Annotated in this window: 14 protein-coding genes and 1 pseudogene; 2 read left to right on the forward strand and 13 right to left on the reverse strand. The window is 52.8% G+C overall.

What is annotated here, in order from left to right:
• Window positions 1-39 precede the first annotated feature (39 nt).
• From trpS to hofM, 12 genes and pseudogenes are all read right to left on the reverse strand, one after another.
• Complete coding sequence (gene trpS / locus BHE85_RS01875) at window positions 40-1,044, reverse strand: tryptophan--tRNA ligase (RefSeq protein WP_000165553.1); 1,005 nt, start codon at window positions 1,042-1,044, stop codon at window positions 40-42.
• The gene (gene gph / locus BHE85_RS01880) at window positions 1,037-1,795 is read right to left on the reverse strand and encodes a phosphoglycolate phosphatase (RefSeq protein ID WP_001031715.1); all 759 of its coding nucleotides are present in this window, start codon (window positions 1,793-1,795) and stop codon (window positions 1,037-1,039) included. Before gph ends, trpS begins: the two co-directional genes overlap by 8 nt.
• A complete protein-coding gene (gene rpe / locus BHE85_RS01885; protein WP_000816280.1) occupies window positions 1,788-2,465 on the reverse strand; it encodes a ribulose-phosphate 3-epimerase in 678 nt (225 codons plus the stop codon). The genes gph and rpe overlap by 8 nt, the downstream gene beginning before the upstream one ends.
• 17 nt (window positions 2,466-2,482) lie before the next feature.
• Window positions 2,483-3,318: pseudogene (dam, locus tag BHE85_RS01890) on the reverse strand (adenine-specific DNA-methyltransferase).
• 106 nt (window positions 3,319-3,424) lie between these two features.
• Window positions 3,425-4,711 (reverse strand): cell division protein DamX, encoded by a 1,287-nt coding sequence (gene damX / locus BHE85_RS01900; protein ID WP_000343187.1) that lies wholly within the window; start codon window positions 4,709-4,711, stop codon window positions 3,425-3,427.
• 91 nt (window positions 4,712-4,802) lie between these two features.
• Complete coding sequence (gene aroB, locus BHE85_RS01905) at window positions 4,803-5,891, reverse strand: 3-dehydroquinate synthase (protein ID WP_039064292.1); 1,089 nt, start codon at window positions 5,889-5,891, stop codon at window positions 4,803-4,805.
• Between the two features lie 56 nt (window positions 5,892-5,947).
• The gene (aroK, locus tag BHE85_RS01910) at window positions 5,948-6,469 is read right to left on the reverse strand and encodes a shikimate kinase AroK (RefSeq protein ID WP_000818618.1); all 522 of its coding nucleotides are present in this window, start codon (window positions 6,467-6,469) and stop codon (window positions 5,948-5,950) included.
• Window positions 6,470-6,869: 400 nt separating this feature from the next.
• Window positions 6,870-8,108, reverse strand: a complete 1,239-nt coding sequence (gene hofQ, locus BHE85_RS01915) for a DNA uptake porin HofQ (RefSeq protein ID WP_000815981.1) — start codon at window positions 8,106-8,108, stop codon at window positions 6,870-6,872.
• Window positions 8,020-8,424 carry a DNA utilization protein HofP gene (gene hofP / locus BHE85_RS01920; RefSeq protein ID WP_001264141.1) on the reverse strand — a complete coding sequence of 135 codons (405 nt, stop codon included), beginning with the start codon at window positions 8,422-8,424 and terminating at the stop codon, window positions 8,020-8,022. The genes hofQ and hofP overlap by 89 nt, the downstream gene beginning before the upstream one ends.
• Window positions 8,414-8,854 carry a DNA utilization protein HofO gene (gene hofO / locus BHE85_RS01925; protein ID WP_001055754.1) on the reverse strand — a complete coding sequence of 147 codons (441 nt, stop codon included), beginning with the start codon at window positions 8,852-8,854 and terminating at the stop codon, window positions 8,414-8,416. The genes hofP and hofO overlap by 11 nt, the downstream gene beginning before the upstream one ends.
• Window positions 8,838-9,377: a DNA utilization protein HofN gene (hofN, locus tag BHE85_RS01930; protein WP_039064294.1), complete on the reverse strand. Its 540-nt coding sequence runs from the start codon at window positions 9,375-9,377 to the stop codon at window positions 8,838-8,840. The genes hofO and hofN overlap by 17 nt, the downstream gene beginning before the upstream one ends.
• On the reverse strand, window positions 9,377-10,156 hold the full coding sequence (gene hofM, locus BHE85_RS01935) for a DNA utilization protein HofM (RefSeq protein ID WP_004986845.1): 780 nt from the start codon (window positions 10,154-10,156) through the stop codon (window positions 9,377-9,379). Before hofM ends, hofN begins: the two co-directional genes overlap by 1 nt.
• Before the next feature lie 119 nt (window positions 10,157-10,275).
• Between hofM and mrcA the strand changes: the two genes are divergently transcribed.
• Window positions 10,276-12,828 (forward strand): peptidoglycan glycosyltransferase/peptidoglycan DD-transpeptidase MrcA, encoded by a 2,553-nt coding sequence (mrcA, locus tag BHE85_RS01940; RefSeq protein ID WP_039064296.1) that lies wholly within the window; start codon window positions 10,276-10,278, stop codon window positions 12,826-12,828.
• Window positions 12,829-12,992: 164 nt separating this feature from the next.
• Here mrcA and nudE read toward each other — a convergent pair whose 3' ends face one another.
• On the reverse strand, window positions 12,993-13,553 hold the full coding sequence (nudE, locus tag BHE85_RS01945) for an ADP compounds hydrolase NudE (protein ID WP_000045744.1): 561 nt from the start codon (window positions 13,551-13,553) through the stop codon (window positions 12,993-12,995).
• A gap of 319 nt (window positions 13,554-13,872) precedes the next feature.
• Here nudE and igaA point away from each other — a divergent pair, with 319 nt between their 5' ends.
• Window positions 13,873-16,008 carry an intracellular growth attenuator protein IgaA gene (gene igaA / locus BHE85_RS01950; protein WP_000104579.1) on the forward strand — a complete coding sequence of 712 codons (2,136 nt, stop codon included), beginning with the start codon at window positions 13,873-13,875 and terminating at the stop codon, window positions 16,006-16,008.
• The last annotated feature ends 41 nt before the right edge of the window (window positions 16,009-16,049 follow it).

Below are 16,049 nucleotides of genomic sequence, written 5' to 3' on the forward strand. Positions count from 1 at the left end.
TCCCCAAAGGGGCGAGGGGACCGTCCGAGCGTTTTGATATTACGGCTTCGCCACAAAACCAATCGCTTCGTACACCGCTTTCAGCGTACGGGAAGCGTGTACACTGGCTTTTTCTGCGCCGTCTTTCATCACCTGTTGCAGGAAGGCTTCATCGTTGCGGAAACGGTGATAGCGTTCCTGCAATTCAGTCAGCATACCGGAAACGGCATCAGCCACTTCACCTTTCAGATGGCCATACATCTTGCCTTCGAACTGTTTTTCCAGTTCTGGGATGCTCTGGCCCGTTACCGCAGAAAGGATATCCAGCAGGTTGGAAACGCCCGCTTTGTTCTGCACATCGTAGCGAACTACCGGCGGCTCGTCGGAGTCAGTGACCGCGCGTTTGATTTTCTTCACTACCGATTTCGGATCTTCCAGCAGGCCGATAACGTTATTGCGGTTATCGTCAGACTTGGACATCTTCTTGGTCGGCTCCAGCAGCGACATTACGCGCGCGCCAGATTTCGGAATAAACGGCTCCGGCACCTTAAAGATCTCGCCATACAGCGCGTTGAAACGCTGGGCGATATCGCGACTCAGTTCCAGGTGCTGTTTCTGGTCTTCACCCACCGGTACCAGATTAGTTTGATACAGCAGGATGTCCGCAGCCATCAGCACCGGATAGTCAAACAGACCAGCGTTGATGTTCTCGGCATAACGCGCAGATTTATCTTTAAACTGGGTCATGCGGCTCAGTTCGCCGAAGTAGGTATAGCAGTTCAGTGCCCAGCCTAACTGCGCATGTTCTGGTACGTGGGACTGAACAAAAATGGTGCTTTTCTCAGGATCGATACCACAAGCCAGATACAAGGCCAGCGTATCCAGCGTCGCTTTACGCAGCTTCTGTGCATCCTGGCGCACGGTGATCGCGTGTTGGTCAACGATACAGTAAATGCAATGGTAGTCATCCTGCATGTTTACCCACTGACGCAGCGCACCCATGTAGTTACCAATGGTCAATTCACCTGAGGGCTGTGCGCCACTAAAAACGATGGGCTTAGTCATTTTTCGATTCCTGATTTTCGCTATGCGGAAGCCCTAATGCGGGCAGAAGGTCATTTATAGACTGATAAATTACATCAGGCTGGCTGAGATCGATAGCCTCGCCGTAGTTATATCCGTAGGTTAAGCCAACTGATGGGCAACCTGCCGCTTTTGCCGCCTGAATATCATTGCGTGAGTCGCCGACAAACAGCATCTGTTGTGGGGCAATTCCCATCCGCTCAGCCACCAGTAACAGCGGGTCCGGATGCGGTTTTTTGTTTTGCACATCATCGCCGCCGATAACCACGCTAAAGTATTTGGCAATATCTAAGGCTTCGAGCAGTGGCGCGACGAACGGCGTCGGTTTGTTGGTGACCAGGCCTAGCGGCAGGCCTTTAGCCTGCAACGCGCCCAACGTATCGGCAACGTGCGGGAACAAAAACGTCCCCTCTTCGGCAACCTCGCTATAGTAGCGATCGAACAGTTTACGCAGAATACGTACCTGTTCTTCTGCCGGAATGTCGTCATCAACGGGCGGTTTACCCATTGTTTTACGCAGAGTCGCACGTTCCTGACGCGCCCAGGCCAATGCACGCTCCATCAGAACATCTGCGCCGTTACCAATCCAGGTAATAACGCGTTCTTCACCTGCGACGGGTAACTCCAGCGCATACAGCGCCATATCTACCGCAGCAGCAAGACCGGGAGCACTGTCAACCAGCGTACCGTCGAGATCAAAAGCGACGCCGCGAATATCTTCAAACTTATTCATGACTTACCTTTGCCAGTTCACTGCGCATTTCATCAATGACTTTTTTGTAGTCTGGCTGGTCGAAGATTGCCGAACCGGCGACGAACATATCCGCGCCCGCCGCAGCGATTTCGCCAATGTTGTTCACCTTCACGCCACCGTCCACTTCCAGTCGAATGTCAAAACCAGACTCGTCGATACGACGACGTACTTCGCGCAGTTTATCCAGTGTTTGTGGAATGAACGACTGACCGCCAAAACCTGGGTTAACAGACATCAGCAGGATCACATCCAGCTTATCCATCACGTAATCCAGATAGCTCAGAGGTGTCGCCGGGTTAAATACCAGACCCGCTTTACAGCCATTTTCTTTAATCAGTTGCAGCGTGCGGTCAACATGCTCGGAGGCTTCTGGATGAAAGGTAATGATGCTGGCACCAGCGGCAGCGAAATCAGGCACAATGCGATCGACGGGTTTCACCATCAGATGTACATCGATAGGGGCGGTAATGCCATAGTTACGCAAGGATTTCAGCACCATTGGCCCAATCGTCAGATTGGGAACATAGTGGTTATCCATGACGTCAAAATGCACGACATCAGCGCCAGCTGCCAGGGCTTTTGCGGTATCTTCACCCAGGCGGGCAAAATCAGCCGACAGAATTGAGGGGGCAATCAAATACTGTTTCATCCGCTTCTCCTTGAGAATTATTTTTTCGCGGGTGAAACGACTCCTGGTTTGTACAAAGCCAGCAGTTCGTCCACCTTTTTACGTGTGCCGCCGTTGCTGCTTATACTGCGTCGAACTTTGACGACATGCAATTTTGCGCGCTGATACCACTCACGCGTTAACATCGTATCGTGATTGGAGATCAGCACTGGAATATGGCGCTCAACCAGACCTTCGGCGATCTCCGCCAGATGCGCTTGTTGTTCAAGCGTAAAACTGTTTGTGTGATACGCCGTAAAGTTGGCGGTCGCAGACAGCGGTGCATAAGGCGGATCGCAATAGACGACGGATGCATCATCTGCGCGCGCCATGCTATCGGCGTAAGACTCACAATAGAAAAAGGCATTCTGCGCTTTTTCAGCGAAGTGATACAACTCTGCTTCCGGGAAATAGGGTTTTTTGTAGCGGCCAAACGGCACGTTAAACTCACCGCGCAGATTGTAACGACACAGGCCGTTGTAACCGTAGCGGTTCAAATATAAAAACAGTACCGCCCGACGGAACGGATCCTGGCTTTTGTTGAACTCTTCGCGGAACTGATAGTAAACCTCGGCGCAATTTGTTTCGGGAACAAACAGCTCGCGTGCGGCCTGTACGTACTCATCAGTACGCATCTTCACAATGTTATAGAGACTGATCAGGTCGCTATTGATATCGGCAAGGATATAACGAGAAAAGTCGTGTTGAGAAACACCGACCCGGCACCTACAAAAGGCTCAACCAGACATTCGCCCTTGGGCAAATGCCGTTTAATATCATCAAGCAGGGGATACTTGCCCCCTGCCCACTTCAAAAAAGCGCGATTTTTCTTCATGCTGACTAACTAATTACACCTTCTCCGGCTGTGGAGAAAGCTCCGACAGCATCCAGCGCTTCAGGCAGCTCCCGCAACGATAAACCATTGCGGGAGATAACCTTGATTACTTCAGATCGGCCTGTACCTGACGCAGCGGTTTCGCCCACGGGTTTTTGGCCTGAACATCTGCTGGCAATGTAGATACCGCTTTTTTCGCCTCTTCTTTCGAAGCGTACACGCCAGAAACCAGGACATACCACGGCTGACCATTACGCGTCGTTTCATAGACAACGTAGTTTTTCAGATTCTCTTTCTTCGCCCAACCGTTCAGGTTGTCGTAGTTAGAGGAACTGCTCAGCTGCAGAGTGTAATGGCTGGACGGTGCCGATTTCAACGAACCAACATTACCTGCGGTCTTCCCTCCAGCGGCTGGTGTTGCCGTGGTTTGCGCCGGGGATGCCGTCTGTACTGGAGCCGTAGTCGCCGTCTCTTTTGGTGCTGGCGTAGAAGTCGCAGCCGGTGCCTTCGTGCTCGCCACAGGGGCAGCTGGTTCAGTACGCTTCGGCGTCTGTGCTACCGGCTTCGGCTCCGTTTTCACGGTTGCTTGCGGTTTTTTCGGTTCAATCACCGCCTGCTGACGAGCTGGGCGCGTAGTGGACGGACGTTCAGCGGTTTGCGTTTTCGCCGTGTCACGCGATGCATTGCCATTGCGAACAGGCGCGACAGTCGCGGGTTCGGTCGGCAATGTGGAATTGACCGCCACATTGTTCAACTGTTGCTGATTTTGTGGCTGAGTCAGCGCATTGTTCAGGTCACCCTGCACTTCAACACGTTGTTGACCATCCGTTGCCGCCGGGGTTTGCCCTTGAGTCGGCGTAGAAGAGATCGGTGGCAGAGAAACATCCTGCTGAGTATTTTCCGCAGACGTGGTTCCCGGCGCTGGCTGCACCCCATTCGCCTGATCGGTCGCATTGCCTGCAAGATCAATACTCTTATCGCCAGACGCGGTTTGATCGCTGGAAGAGGTCGAGGGGGCTTTTAGCGCAGAACCGATACCGATGATCAACAGCAGTAGAACCAGAATGCCGACGCCCATCATCATATACTGACGAGAAGCGGGTTTACTGGCTGCTTTTTTGCGCTTACGCGGACGACGCTCTACGCGCTCTTCATCCACGGTTTCATCTTCGGATTCGTCAATTTCTTCTTCGATTTCCGGTTCCTCATTGCGCTCTTTTTGCGCACGAGTCGGACGGCGATCGTCAGTGTCATCAAGTTCAATATCATCAAAATTGATCTGCGGTTCGCCACGTTCAGTACGCTCAGAACGTTCAGAAGATTGACGAGAACGACCAGTACGACGATCGCTGGGATCGGGTTTCAGCTCGTCTTCTGGTTTGAATTCATCCATTTAACACCCCACTAAAAGGTTAATGCTTACCACGTTGCAATTAACCTGAAGCTAATAGACCGCTTGATAAGCGGCCTGACCTTTCTTGTTGTTACGCTGATTGACAATCGGCAATGGCGTTAAGAACAAGCTCGTGCGAAACGCCGCTGCGAACTTCACTCTTACCAATTGCCAACGGAAGAATTAAGCGTATCTCTCCCGCAAGGACTTTCTTGTCACGCAGCATATGCGGTAAATACGCCTGCGCGGACATTTCGCGCGGCCCATTGACCGGTAACCCAGCCCGCTTGAGCAGGGTTATAATACGCTGCGTTTCGGCAGAACTAAACTGCCCGAGACGTTCCGACGTCCGCGCCGCCATCACCATACCCGCAGCGACCGCTTCACCATGTAACCAATTGCCATACCCCATTTCAGCTTCAATGGCATGACCAAAGGTGTGTCCCAGATTCAGTAAAGCACGTAACCCGGTTTCGCGCTCGTCGGCGGCGACAACTTCTGCCTTCAGTTCACAACAACGGCGAATACAGTACGCCATTGCCGGACCGTCCAGACTCAACAACGCATCCAGATTCTCTTCCAGCCAGTTAAAAAACGCACCGTCAAGAATAATGCCGTATTTGATGACTTCTGCCAGCCCCGACGCTAACTCACGCGGGGGAAGCGTTTTCAGACAGTCGAGATCCACCACCACTGAAGCAGGCTGGTAGAACGCGCCAATCATGTTTTTACCGAGGGGATGGTTGACCGCAGTTTTGCCGCCAACGGAGGAATCGACCTGCGACAGTAACGTCGTCGGGACTTGAATGAAACGAACACCGCGCTGATAACTCGCCGCCGCGAAGCCGGTCAGATCGCCCACTACGCCGCCGCCAAGCGCCACCAGCGTAGTATCGCGACCATGCGGCTTTTGTAACAACGCCGTAAAGACGGTATCGAGTACAGCCAGGCTTTTATACTGCTCGCCGTCAGGGAGGATAACGCTATCGACGTTAACACCCGCCTGTTCAAGTACGCCGCGGACCTTATCGAGATACAGAGGAGCCAGGGTTTCGTTGGTGACCAACATGACCTGCTCGCCCGATTTCAGCGGTAAGAATGAAGCTGGTTCATTAAACAAACCAGATGCGATGGTAATTGGGTAACTACGTTCCCCGAGAGTAACGACAATCCTCTCCATAACGCGACATCCACCTTAATTACTGTACCCGCAGACGAGTGTATATAAAGCCAGAATTAGTTGCTTTCCAGCATGTGAATAATCTGGTTTGCAACCACTTTAGCGCTTTGATCATCAGTACGAATGGTCACGTCGGCAATCTCTTCATACAGCGGATTGCGTTCATTGGCCAACGCTTCCAGAACTTCACGCGGCGGTGTTTCAACGTGCAGCAACGGGCGTTTTTTATCACGCTGCGTGCGTGCAAGTTGCTTTTCGATGGTCGTTTCAAGATAAACGACAACGCCACGAGCGGAAAGACGGTTACGCGTTTCACGGGATTTCACAGAGCCGCCGCCAGTAGCCAGCACAATACCCTGTTTCTCGGTCAACTCATTGATGACCTTTTCTTCGCGATCGCGGAAGCCTTCTTCGCCTTCTAAATCGAAAACCCAGCCCACATCAGCTCCGGTTCGTTTCTCAATCTCTTGATCGGAATCGTAAAATTCCATATTGAGTTGTTGAGCTAACTGGCGCCCAATAGTGCTTTTTCCGGCACCCATAGGCCCAACCAGAAAGATATTGCGTTTCTCTGCCATTTTTTCGGTACTACTAAGACTATTCGTTAATGATAAACCCGCTTCGCTCAGAGAGCGCCGCAGGACATGAACTGAAACCTCATAAGATATTGCGAGAGTCAGACTGAAAATTATCTCAATACTCCAGCGGGTTTGGCAACTGAATAAATCACCCATCCCTCTGCATATCTGGTCGCTGCAAGCGCGCTGCCTTGCTACCACCGCTCTGGCGATAAATCACCGGGTAAGATTAGCGTAAAAAAGACAGCAAAATGCCGCCTGAATGATAAATCATCATCATGGAACGCAGGCAGCGAAGAGCGCCAACTCTCAAATCGGTACTCCTTGTATGCTAAATACCTGCGCGCGTCAAATAGATGAAACACGTTCAGCATAAAAACATTACCGCTTTTACGGCTGTTTACTCACTGGAAACCAGTCGTGGCGTGATAAACACCACTAACTCGCGTCGTTCATATTCTTTTCCGTCATGACGAAATAATTGCCCGAACCAGGGAATGTCGCCAAGCAACGGTACGCTATCCTGACCCGATTTATTTTTACGGGTAAAAATGCCGCCCAGCGCCAACGTTTCTCCGCTTTTGACCTCGACCTGCGTTTCGATCTCCTGCTTATCAATCGCCAGCACTTCGCCATCGGCCTGCTGTAGCACCTGCCCCGGAACGTTCTGGCTGATGTGTAATTTCAGCCGGATGCGACCTTTTTGTAACACCGTGGGCGTGACCTCTATCCCCAGGACGGCCTCTTTAAATTCCACCGACGTCGCGCCACTTTCCCCGCTGGAAACCTGATATGGAATTTCGCTCCCCTGTTTAATGCTGGCAGGCTGAAGATGTGAGGCCAGCAGACGCGGACTGGCGATAATATCCAGCTGCTGTTTTTGTTCGAGCGCGGAAAGCTCAAGATCCAGCAAGCGTCCGTTGATGCGCCCAATGTTAAAACCGACATGCGTTGTCGCCGTCGCTACGGAGAGGTCGCTACCAAGCGTGGTGACTTGCCCAACGCCACCAGCGTGTTGCGCATCGGCCAGCGTCCATTTCACGCCTAACTCACGCAAACTTTTTTCATTAATGGTGACAATATGCGCCGACAGCTCAACCTGCCCGACCGGCAGATCCATTTGCGCTACCCACTGTTCAAGCGCGCTTAACGCCGTTTTGTTATCTCGTAGCAAAAGGCGATTGGTGCGTTTATCGACGGTCATACTCCCTTTGGCACTCAGTAGCTTCTCCCCCGCTTTCGCCAGTTCTCCCGCGTCGGCGTATTGCAGGGTTATACTGCGATTTTCCAGCGGCAGATTTGCCTGCGCCCGCGCCTGCTCCGCCTCCTGGCGGGCGATATTGTTATTCTGCCAGGCAATGGAATGCACTGAGAGAATGTTGCCTTCCTGCCGCGTTATCAGTCCAGCGCTTTTCACTACAGTTTGTAGTGCCTGCTTCCAGGGAACATCTGTTAGATGTAACGACACCGTACCGCTGACGTCTGGCGACACGACCAGGTTCAACTTCTCCTGTTCAGCCAGCGCCTGCAACACCTGAGCTACCGGAACGTCATCCACCATCAGCGTCACTTTTTGCGGCTTTGCCGCCTGTACGCCGGGTATCAGCATCAACAGTAGTGCGGCTATCCATTGCTTCATTTGTATCTCCTTGCCGTTGCCACAACCATTGTGGCGGTTCGCAGTTTGTCCCGGTACCCAGCGTTAGTACGTCTGGCGTCAGCTGTAAAATTGTCCAGCCGTTTTCCAGCACATCGTTTTGCTGCACCCGTCGCCATTTCTTTTGCCCGTCTTTTATTACACCGATGATGCGCTCGCCTCGCCCTACCATCCCCTGATAGCGCCACTGGCTAAGTTCGCTAATCCGGCATAGATCTTCCGGCGGTTTAAAAGGGTCACGCATACCGGTTAAAAGGCACAATGCAATACCTGCCAACAACCAGCGTTTAACCCTCATGCGGCGTCTCCAGTTGTAGCGTGAACAAAAGATCATCACCTTCCACGCTTAACGAAAAACGGCTCACGCTGACGTTGCGCTCTGCCAGCCGTGTGAATGCCGACGGCACTGCTTCCCACAGCGTTTTCAACGCCAACTCACCTCCCTGCGCGGATGGATGCCAGGAAACCAGTTGCGCGCCGGGCAACTGAAAATCCAGTGGCGAAAAGGGCAGCGTTTTTTCTTCGCTGAAGGGAGTGGTGTCAACCAGGCGATACAGTGTGGCCCACTGCTGGTGATGACTTGCCCGTAATCGAATTAATGCGTCGCGCTCTTCATGGTGTGTCGATGACAGAAAAATGAGCGTAACTAACATCAGCAACCAGAATGCCCAGCAAAACTGGCGGAGGCGGGGTGATGTGGCGAACCACCAGTCAAAGAACATGTTCATCGCTAACCTTCCTTGTTAACTGATACTCAAATTGCCAGCGTCCCTGCGCATCCTGCTGCGTGGCTCCCCGCTGATTGAGATGAAAAGACGCATCCTGGCGGAGTGACGTTTCTAGTGCGTTTAACGCGGTAATGCTTGTTGTCAGCCCCTTGATCTCCAGCGTTCCCTGCTGCCAGCTTATCGTTGTCAGCCAGGCGTGCTCGGGTAAAAGCGCCGCCAGTGCTTCCAGCGCAGATTGCCAGTCGCGGGTAAATTGTCGCTGGCGCTGCCGTTGCGAACGCTGTTTGCGTAACTGCTGTTGCTCCAGCAAACGTGGCTTCGTTATCTGTAAGCTGCGGGCGAGTTGTTGTTCCGCCTGAAGCAAAACTGCGTCTATGCGCGCTTCGGCGCTGCCTGTCAGACGCAGTATTAGCGTTATCCCGACGGCCAGCAGCAGAGGCGCAACGAACATCAGCAACCAGAAACACAGAAAAGCGGTCCGGCGTTGCTGTCGCCAGGGCAAAAAATTAATTGGCGGGTTCATCAGTACGCCTTCCCAAGCGCCAGCCCCAGCGCGATGGCAAAGTCTCCACCAGGCGGCGGTAGCAGCGGCTGACGAACAGAAACGGCCTCCCAGGGGTCAAATCCGCCTTCGCCACATATCGCGACGCTGTCGGGATCAACGAATAACGCTGCCGCCAGCTCCTTCGCGCTAGTCATCCCCACCGCCAGTTTGCGCCCCCAGCTATAGCGCGTCGCCCACAGCCACTGTTCGTTATCACGCCAGGCCAGACATTGCTGATGAGAAGGTAAAAAAGGCAGGAATCGCTGTAATGCACTGGCATCCGGGGTGATCGCACTAACATGAACACGCAACCTTTCTGCCAGAGTAAGCAGCGTTGCCAGCTCTTTGCTTTGCGCGGCAGTCACGTTATAGGCGGGACTGAGTGAGTCTTCGCTGTAATCGAAGCGCAGGGAGTCCGGATCCATATCCAGCTCGCGGGCCATCGTCCCTGACAGCCAGGCCGTTTGCTCCCGCTCACCAAGGGACATCGACGGGCGCGGAAATGACCGCTGTAATGTGCGACTGGCGGGAAACGCCAACATAATGTGATGACGCTGCGGCAGTTCGCGACTCCAAGGTAACAACGTTTTAGCCAGCTGCTGCGCATCAACAATCCGCCCATCTTTGATAATGTCGTTCTCCAGCGGCAACCGCCACCAGCGTTGCAAAAAGCATTCTTTTGCGCCCCGCACGATCGCAACCGCTACCGCTTCTTGCTGTTGTAAATGCAAACCAATTTGCCAGATCTTAAATGCCATTGTGATGATCTCCTTATCACCCGTCACTCTGACGGGTATATCAATGCGTCTGGCTTGCCTTTATACTACCGCGCGTTTGTTTATAAACTGCCCAAATGAAACTAAATGGGAAATTTCCAGTGAAGTTCGTAAAGTATTTTTTGATCCTTGCAGTCTGTTGCATTCTGCTGGGAGCAGGCTCGATTTATGGCCTATACCGCTACATCGAGCCACAACTGCCGGATGTGGCGACATTAAAAGATGTTCGCCTGCAAATTCCGATGCAGATTTACAGCGCCGATGGCGAGCTGATTGCTCAATACGGTGAGAAACGTCGTATTCCGGTTACGTTGGATCAAATCCCGCCGGAGATGGTGAAAGCCTTTATCGCGACGGAAGACAGCCGCTTCTACGAGCATCACGGCGTTGACCCGGTGGGGATCTTCCGTGCGGCAAGTGTGGCGCTGTTCTCCGGCCACGCGTCACAAGGGGCGAGTACCATTACCCAGCAGCTGGCGAGAAACTTCTTCCTCAGTCCAGAACGCACGCTGATGCGTAAGATTAAGGAAGTCTTCCTCGCGATTCGCATTGAACAGTTGCTGACGAAAGACGAGATCCTCGAGCTTTATCTGAATAAGATTTACCTCGGTTACCGCGCCTATGGTGTCGGTGCTGCGGCACAAGTCTATTTCGGTAAAACGGTCGACCAACTGACGCTGAACGAAATGGCTGTGATAGCCGGGCTGCCGAAAGCGCCTTCCACCTTTAATCCGCTCTACTCAATGGATCGTGCCGTCGCGCGGCGTAACGTCGTACTGTCGCGGATGCTGGATGAAGGGTATATCACCCAACAACAGTTCGATCAGACACGCACTGAGGCGATTAACGCTAACTATCACGCGCCGGAGATTGCTTTCTCTGCGCCGTACCTGAACGAAATGGTGCGCCAGGAGATGTATAACCGTTATGGCGAAAGTGCCTATGAAGACGGTTATCGCATTTACACCACCATCACCCGCAAAGTGCAGCAGGCCGCACAGCAGGCGGTACGTAATAACGTGCTGGACTACGACATGCGCCACGGCTATCGCGGCCCGGCAAATGTGCTGTGGAAAGTGGGCGAGTCGGCGTGGGATAACAACAAGATTACCGATACGCTGAAGGCGCTGCCGACCTATGGTCCGCTGCTGCCTGCCGCAGTCACCAGCGCCAATCCTCAGGGAGCGACGGCGATGCTGGCGGACGGGTCGACCGTCGCATTGAGTATGGAAGGCGTTCGCTGGGCGCGTCCTTACCGTTCGGATACTCAGCAGGGACCGACGCCGCGTAAAGTGACCGATGTTCTGCAAACGGGTCAGCAAATCTGGGTTCGTCAGGTTGGCGATGCATGGTGGCTGGCACAAGTGCCGGAAGTGAACTCGGCGCTGGTGTCGATCAATCCGCAAAACGGTGCCGTTATGGCGCTGGTCGGTGGCTTTGATTTCAATCAGAGCAAGTTTAACCGCGCCACCCAGGCACTGCGTCAGGTGGGTTCCAACATCAAACCGTTCCTCTACACCGCGGCGATGGATAAAGGTCTGACGCTGGCAAGTATGTTGAACGATGTGCCAATTTCTCGCTGGGACGCAGGTGCCGGTTCTGACTGGCAGCCGAAAAACTCGCCGCCACAATATGCTGGTCCAATTCGCTTACGTCAGGGGCTGGGTCAGTCGAAAAACGTGGTGATGGTACGTGCAATGCGGGCTATGGGCGTCGACTACGCTGCAGAATATCTGCAACGCTTCGGCTTCCCGGCGCAAAACATTGTCCACACCGAATCGCTGGCGCTGGGTTCAGCGTCCTTCACCCCAATGCAGGTGGCGCGCGGCTACGCGGTCATGGCGAACGGCGGCTTCCTGGTGGACCCGTGGTTTATCAGCAAAATTGAAAACGATCAGGGCGGCGTGATTTTCGAAGCGAAACCGAAAGTAGCCTGCCCGGAATGCGATATTCCGGTGATTTACGGTGATACGCAGAAATCGAACGTGCTGGAAAATAACGATGTTGAAGATGTCGCTATCTCCCGCGAGCAGCAGAATGTTTCTGTACCAATGCCGCAGCTGGAGCAGGCAAATCAGGCGTTAGTGGCGAAGACTGGCGCGCAGGAGTACGCACCGCACGTCATCAACACTCCGCTGGCATTCCTGATTAAGAGTGCTTTGAACACCAATATCTTTGGTGAGCCAGGCTGGCAGGGTACTGGCTGGCGTGCAGGTCGTGATTTGCAGCGTCGCGATATCGGCGGGAAAACCGGTACCACTAACAGTTCGAAAGATGCGTGGTTCTCGGGTTACGGTCCGGGCGTTGTGACCTCGGTCTGGATTGGCTTTGATGATCACCGTCGTAATCTCGGTCATACAACGGCTTCCGGAGCGATTAAAGATCAGATCTCAGGTTACGAAGGCGGAGCCAAGAGTGCCCAGCCTGCATGGGACGCTTATATGAAAGCCGTTCTTGAAGGTGTGCCGGAGCAGCCGCTGACGCCGCCACCGGGTATTGTGACGGTGAATATCGATCGCAGCACCGGGCAGTTAGCTAATGGTGGCAACAGCCGCGAAGAGTATTTCATCGAAGGTACGCAGCCGACACAACAGGCGGTGCACGAGGTGGGAACGACCATTATCGATAATGGTGAGGCACAGGAATTGTTCTGATTAAAAAGGCGCTTCGGCGCCTTTTCAGTTGGCTGACAAAGTGCATTTGTTTATGCTGGATGCGGGTGACCGCGTTACCCGGCTAACAAAATCGTGAAAAATCAATATATTGCAGGAACCCCATAAGCCTGATAAGCGTTGTGCATCAGGCAAACTTCACGCATTTACACTCGCCCCTGCCCTTTCAACCATTCGCGCACGAGGAACAGCGCGCTGACATTACGCGCTTCGTTGAAGTCAGGGTCTTCCAGCAAATCCATCATATGCGCCAGCGGCCAGCGCACCTGTGGTAGCGGCTCTGGCTCATCGCCTTCCAGCGATTCCGGGTAGAGATCTTGCGCGACCACGATATTCATTTTGCTGGAAAAGTAAGACGGTGCCATGCTGAGCTTCTTCAAAAAAGTCAGATCGTTCGCACCAAATCCAACCTCTTCTTTTAGCTCGCGGTTAGCGGCTTCGTAGACGCTTTCACCCGGATCAATTAATCCTTTCGAAAAACCTAATTCGTAGGATTCAGTTCCCACTGCGTATTCGCGGATCAGGATCAGGTGATCGTCCACAATCGGCACAATCATCACTGCTTCCCGGTTGGTTGGACGCATTCGTTCATAAACACGCCGCACGCCATTGCTGAACTCCAGATCCACGCTCTCGACGGTAAACAGTCGGGAACGGGCTACAGTTTCAACATTCAGAATGGTGGGTTTTTGTAATGATTTGCTCATCGTGGGATCTATGCTGTGAAATCAGCGGTTATTGTGCGATATCGGACACGCTTTCGGCAATGTGAATTGCATGTTATTTACATTTATGTAACTTAATAAATAATCGTCCTCAAATCAAATTAAAAGTCAATAGGTTGAAATAACTCTAGGAATTTGCTGATATTCCGCCTTCAGAGGGTTTGCTATGATCAGCGGTTACTGTGATGTGCTTAATGATGCTCAAGTTAAACTCCACGCTTGCCGATAGCCAACCGCAGAATCATGTATTGTGTCTGGTGCGACTGACCACGCCTGACAGACTAAGTAAGATGGGGAAAGCATGAGCACCATTGTGATTTTTTTAGCTGCTTTGCTGGCCTGCTCACTACTTGCGGGATGGCTGATAAAAGTGCGATCCAGACGGAGTCAGCTGCCCTGGACCAACGCCTTCGCGGATGCGCAAACGCGTAAACTCACACCTGAAGAACGTAGCGCCGTTGAAAATTATCTTGAGAGCCTGACGCAGGTATTACAGGTGCCTGGCCCAACGGGAGCTAGCGCGGCACCGATCTCTCTGGCGCTGAATGCCGAAAGCAACAACGTCATGATGCTGACACACGCTATCACACGTTACGGCATCTCTACCGACGATCCGAATAAATGGCGTTACTACCTCGATTCGGTAGAAGTCCACCTGCCCCCCTTCTGGGAACAGTACATCAACGATGAGAATACCGTTGAACTGATTCATACCGATTCGCTGCCGTTGGTTATTTCACTCAACGGTCATACGCTACAGGAGTACATGCAGGAAACGCGCGGCTATGCCTTGCAACCTGTTCCGTCCACGCAGGCGTCGATTCGCGGGGAAGAGAGTGAGCAAATCGAGCTACTCAATATTCGCAAAGAAACGCATGAAGAATATGCGCTGAGTCGTCCGCGCGGGCTGCGTGAAGCGTTGCTGATCGTCGCCTCCTTCCTGATGTTCTTTTTCTGCCTGATTACCCCGGATGTATTTGTTCCGTGGCTGGCAGGCGGCGCATTACTGCTGCTGGGCGCAGGTCTGTGGGGGCTATTCGCGCCCCCGGCAAAATCCTCCCTGCGGGAAATTCATTGTCTGCGCGGTACACCCCGTCGTTGGGGATTGTTTGGCGAAAACGATCAGGAACAGATCAACAATATTTCACTCGGTATTATCGACCTGGTCTATCCCGCACACTGGCAGCCATACATTGCTCAGGATCTCGATCAACAAACCGATATTGATATCTATCTCGACTGCCACGTAGTGCGTCAGGGGCGATATCTTTCGCTGCATGATGAAGTAAAAAACTTTCCGTTACAGCACTGGCTGCGCAGTACGATTATCGCTGCGGGCTCGCTGCTGGTGCTGTTTATGCTGTTATTCTGGATCCCGCTGGATATGCCGCTGAAATTCACTCTCTCATGGATGAAAGGCGCGCAGACCATTGAAGCCACCAGCGTAAAACAACTGGCTGACGCTGGCGTGCGGGTAGGCGATACATTGCGTATTAGCGGTACGGGAATGTGTAATATTCGCACTTCCGGAACCTGGAGCGCGAAAACCAATTCACCTTTTTTACCGTTTGACTGCTCGCAGATCATCTGGAATGACGCCCGCTCATTACCATTACCAGAATCTGAACTGGTCAACAAAGCGACGGCATTGACTGAAGCAGTTAATCGCCAGCTGCACCCTAAACCGGAAGATGAATCTCGCGTCAGTGCCTCATTACGTTCAGCGATTCAAAAATCCGGCATGGTATTGCTTGATGATTTTGGCGACATTGTACTGAAGACAGCGGATTTATGTTCTGCCAAAGATGACTGTGTGCGACTGAAAAATGCGCTGGTCAATCTCGGCAACAGTAAAGACTGGGACGCGCTGGTAAAACGCGCCAACGCCGGGAAGCTCGATGGCGTGAATGTGTTATTACGCCCGGTGAGTGCGGAATCGCTGGATAACCTGGTGGCAACCTCCACCGCGCCGTTTATCACGCATGAAACGGCGCGAGCGGCACAATCACTAAACAGTCCGGCCCCCGGCGGATTCCTGATTGTCAGCGACGAAGGCAGCGATTTTGTTGATCAGCCCTGGCCTTCGGCATCACTTTACGACTACCCGCCGCAAGAACAGTGGAACGCTTTCCAGAAACTGGCACAAATGCTGATGCATACGCCGTTTAACGCCGAAGGTATCGTCACAAAAATCTTCACTGACGCCAATGGTACGCAGCATATTGGCCTTCATCCGATCCCGGATCGTTCCGGCCTGTGGCGCTATCTCAGCACCACATTGCTGCTACTGACGATGCTGGGTAGCGCCATTTACAATGGCGTACAGGCCTGGCGTCGTTACCAGCGTCATCGCACTCGCATGATGGAGATTCAGGCCTATTATGAAAGCTGCCTGAACCCGCAACTGATCACCCCTTCAGAAAGCCTTATCGAATAACACGTTTGCGCGACAGGTTATGCTACCCTGTCGCGCAAATT

The organism is Shigella sp. FC1567 (assembly GCF_001743015.1).
Lineage (GTDB): Bacteria > Pseudomonadota > Gammaproteobacteria > Enterobacterales > Enterobacteriaceae > Escherichia > Escherichia coli.

What these genes read in the sequence shown, in the direction of transcription:
- trpS (WP_000165553.1), bottom strand. Translation starts at nt 1,044, where the DNA reads ATGACTAAGCCCATCGTTTTTAGTGGCGCACAGCCCTCAGGTGAATTG.
- gph (WP_001031715.1), bottom strand. Translation starts at nt 1,795, where the DNA reads ATGAATAAGTTTGAAGATATTCGCGGCGTCGCTTTTGATCTCGACGGT.
- rpe (WP_000816280.1), bottom strand. Translation starts at nt 2,465, where the DNA reads ATGAAACAGTATTTGATTGCCCCCTCAATTCTGTCGGCTGATTTTGCC.
- damX (WP_000343187.1), bottom strand. Translation starts at nt 4,711, where the DNA reads ATGGATGAATTCAAACCAGAAGACGAGCTGAAACCCGATCCCAGCGAT.
- aroB (WP_039064292.1), bottom strand. Translation starts at nt 5,891, where the DNA reads ATGGAGAGGATTGTCGTTACTCTCGGGGAACGTAGTTACCCAATTACC.
- aroK (WP_000818618.1), bottom strand. Translation starts at nt 6,469, where the DNA reads ATGGCAGAGAAACGCAATATCTTTCTGGTTGGGCCTATGGGTGCCGGA.
- hofQ (WP_000815981.1), bottom strand. Translation starts at nt 8,108, where the DNA reads ATGAAGCAATGGATAGCCGCACTACTGTTGATGCTGATACCCGGCGTA.
- hofP (WP_001264141.1), bottom strand. Translation starts at nt 8,424, where the DNA reads ATGAGGGTTAAACGCTGGTTGTTGGCAGGTATTGCATTGTGCCTTTTA.
- hofO (WP_001055754.1), bottom strand. Translation starts at nt 8,854, where the DNA reads ATGAACATGTTCTTTGACTGGTGGTTCGCCACATCACCCCGCCTCCGC.
- hofN (WP_039064294.1), bottom strand. Translation starts at nt 9,377, where the DNA reads ATGAACCCGCCAATTAATTTTTTGCCCTGGCGACAGCAACGCCGGACC.
- hofM (WP_004986845.1), bottom strand. Translation starts at nt 10,156, where the DNA reads ATGGCATTTAAGATCTGGCAAATTGGTTTGCATTTACAACAGCAAGAA.
- nudE (WP_000045744.1), bottom strand. Translation starts at nt 13,553, where the DNA reads ATGAGCAAATCATTACAAAAACCCACCATTCTGAATGTTGAAACTGTA.
- igaA (WP_000104579.1), top strand. Translation starts at nt 13,873, where the DNA reads ATGAGCACCATTGTGATTTTTTTAGCTGCTTTGCTGGCCTGCTCACTA.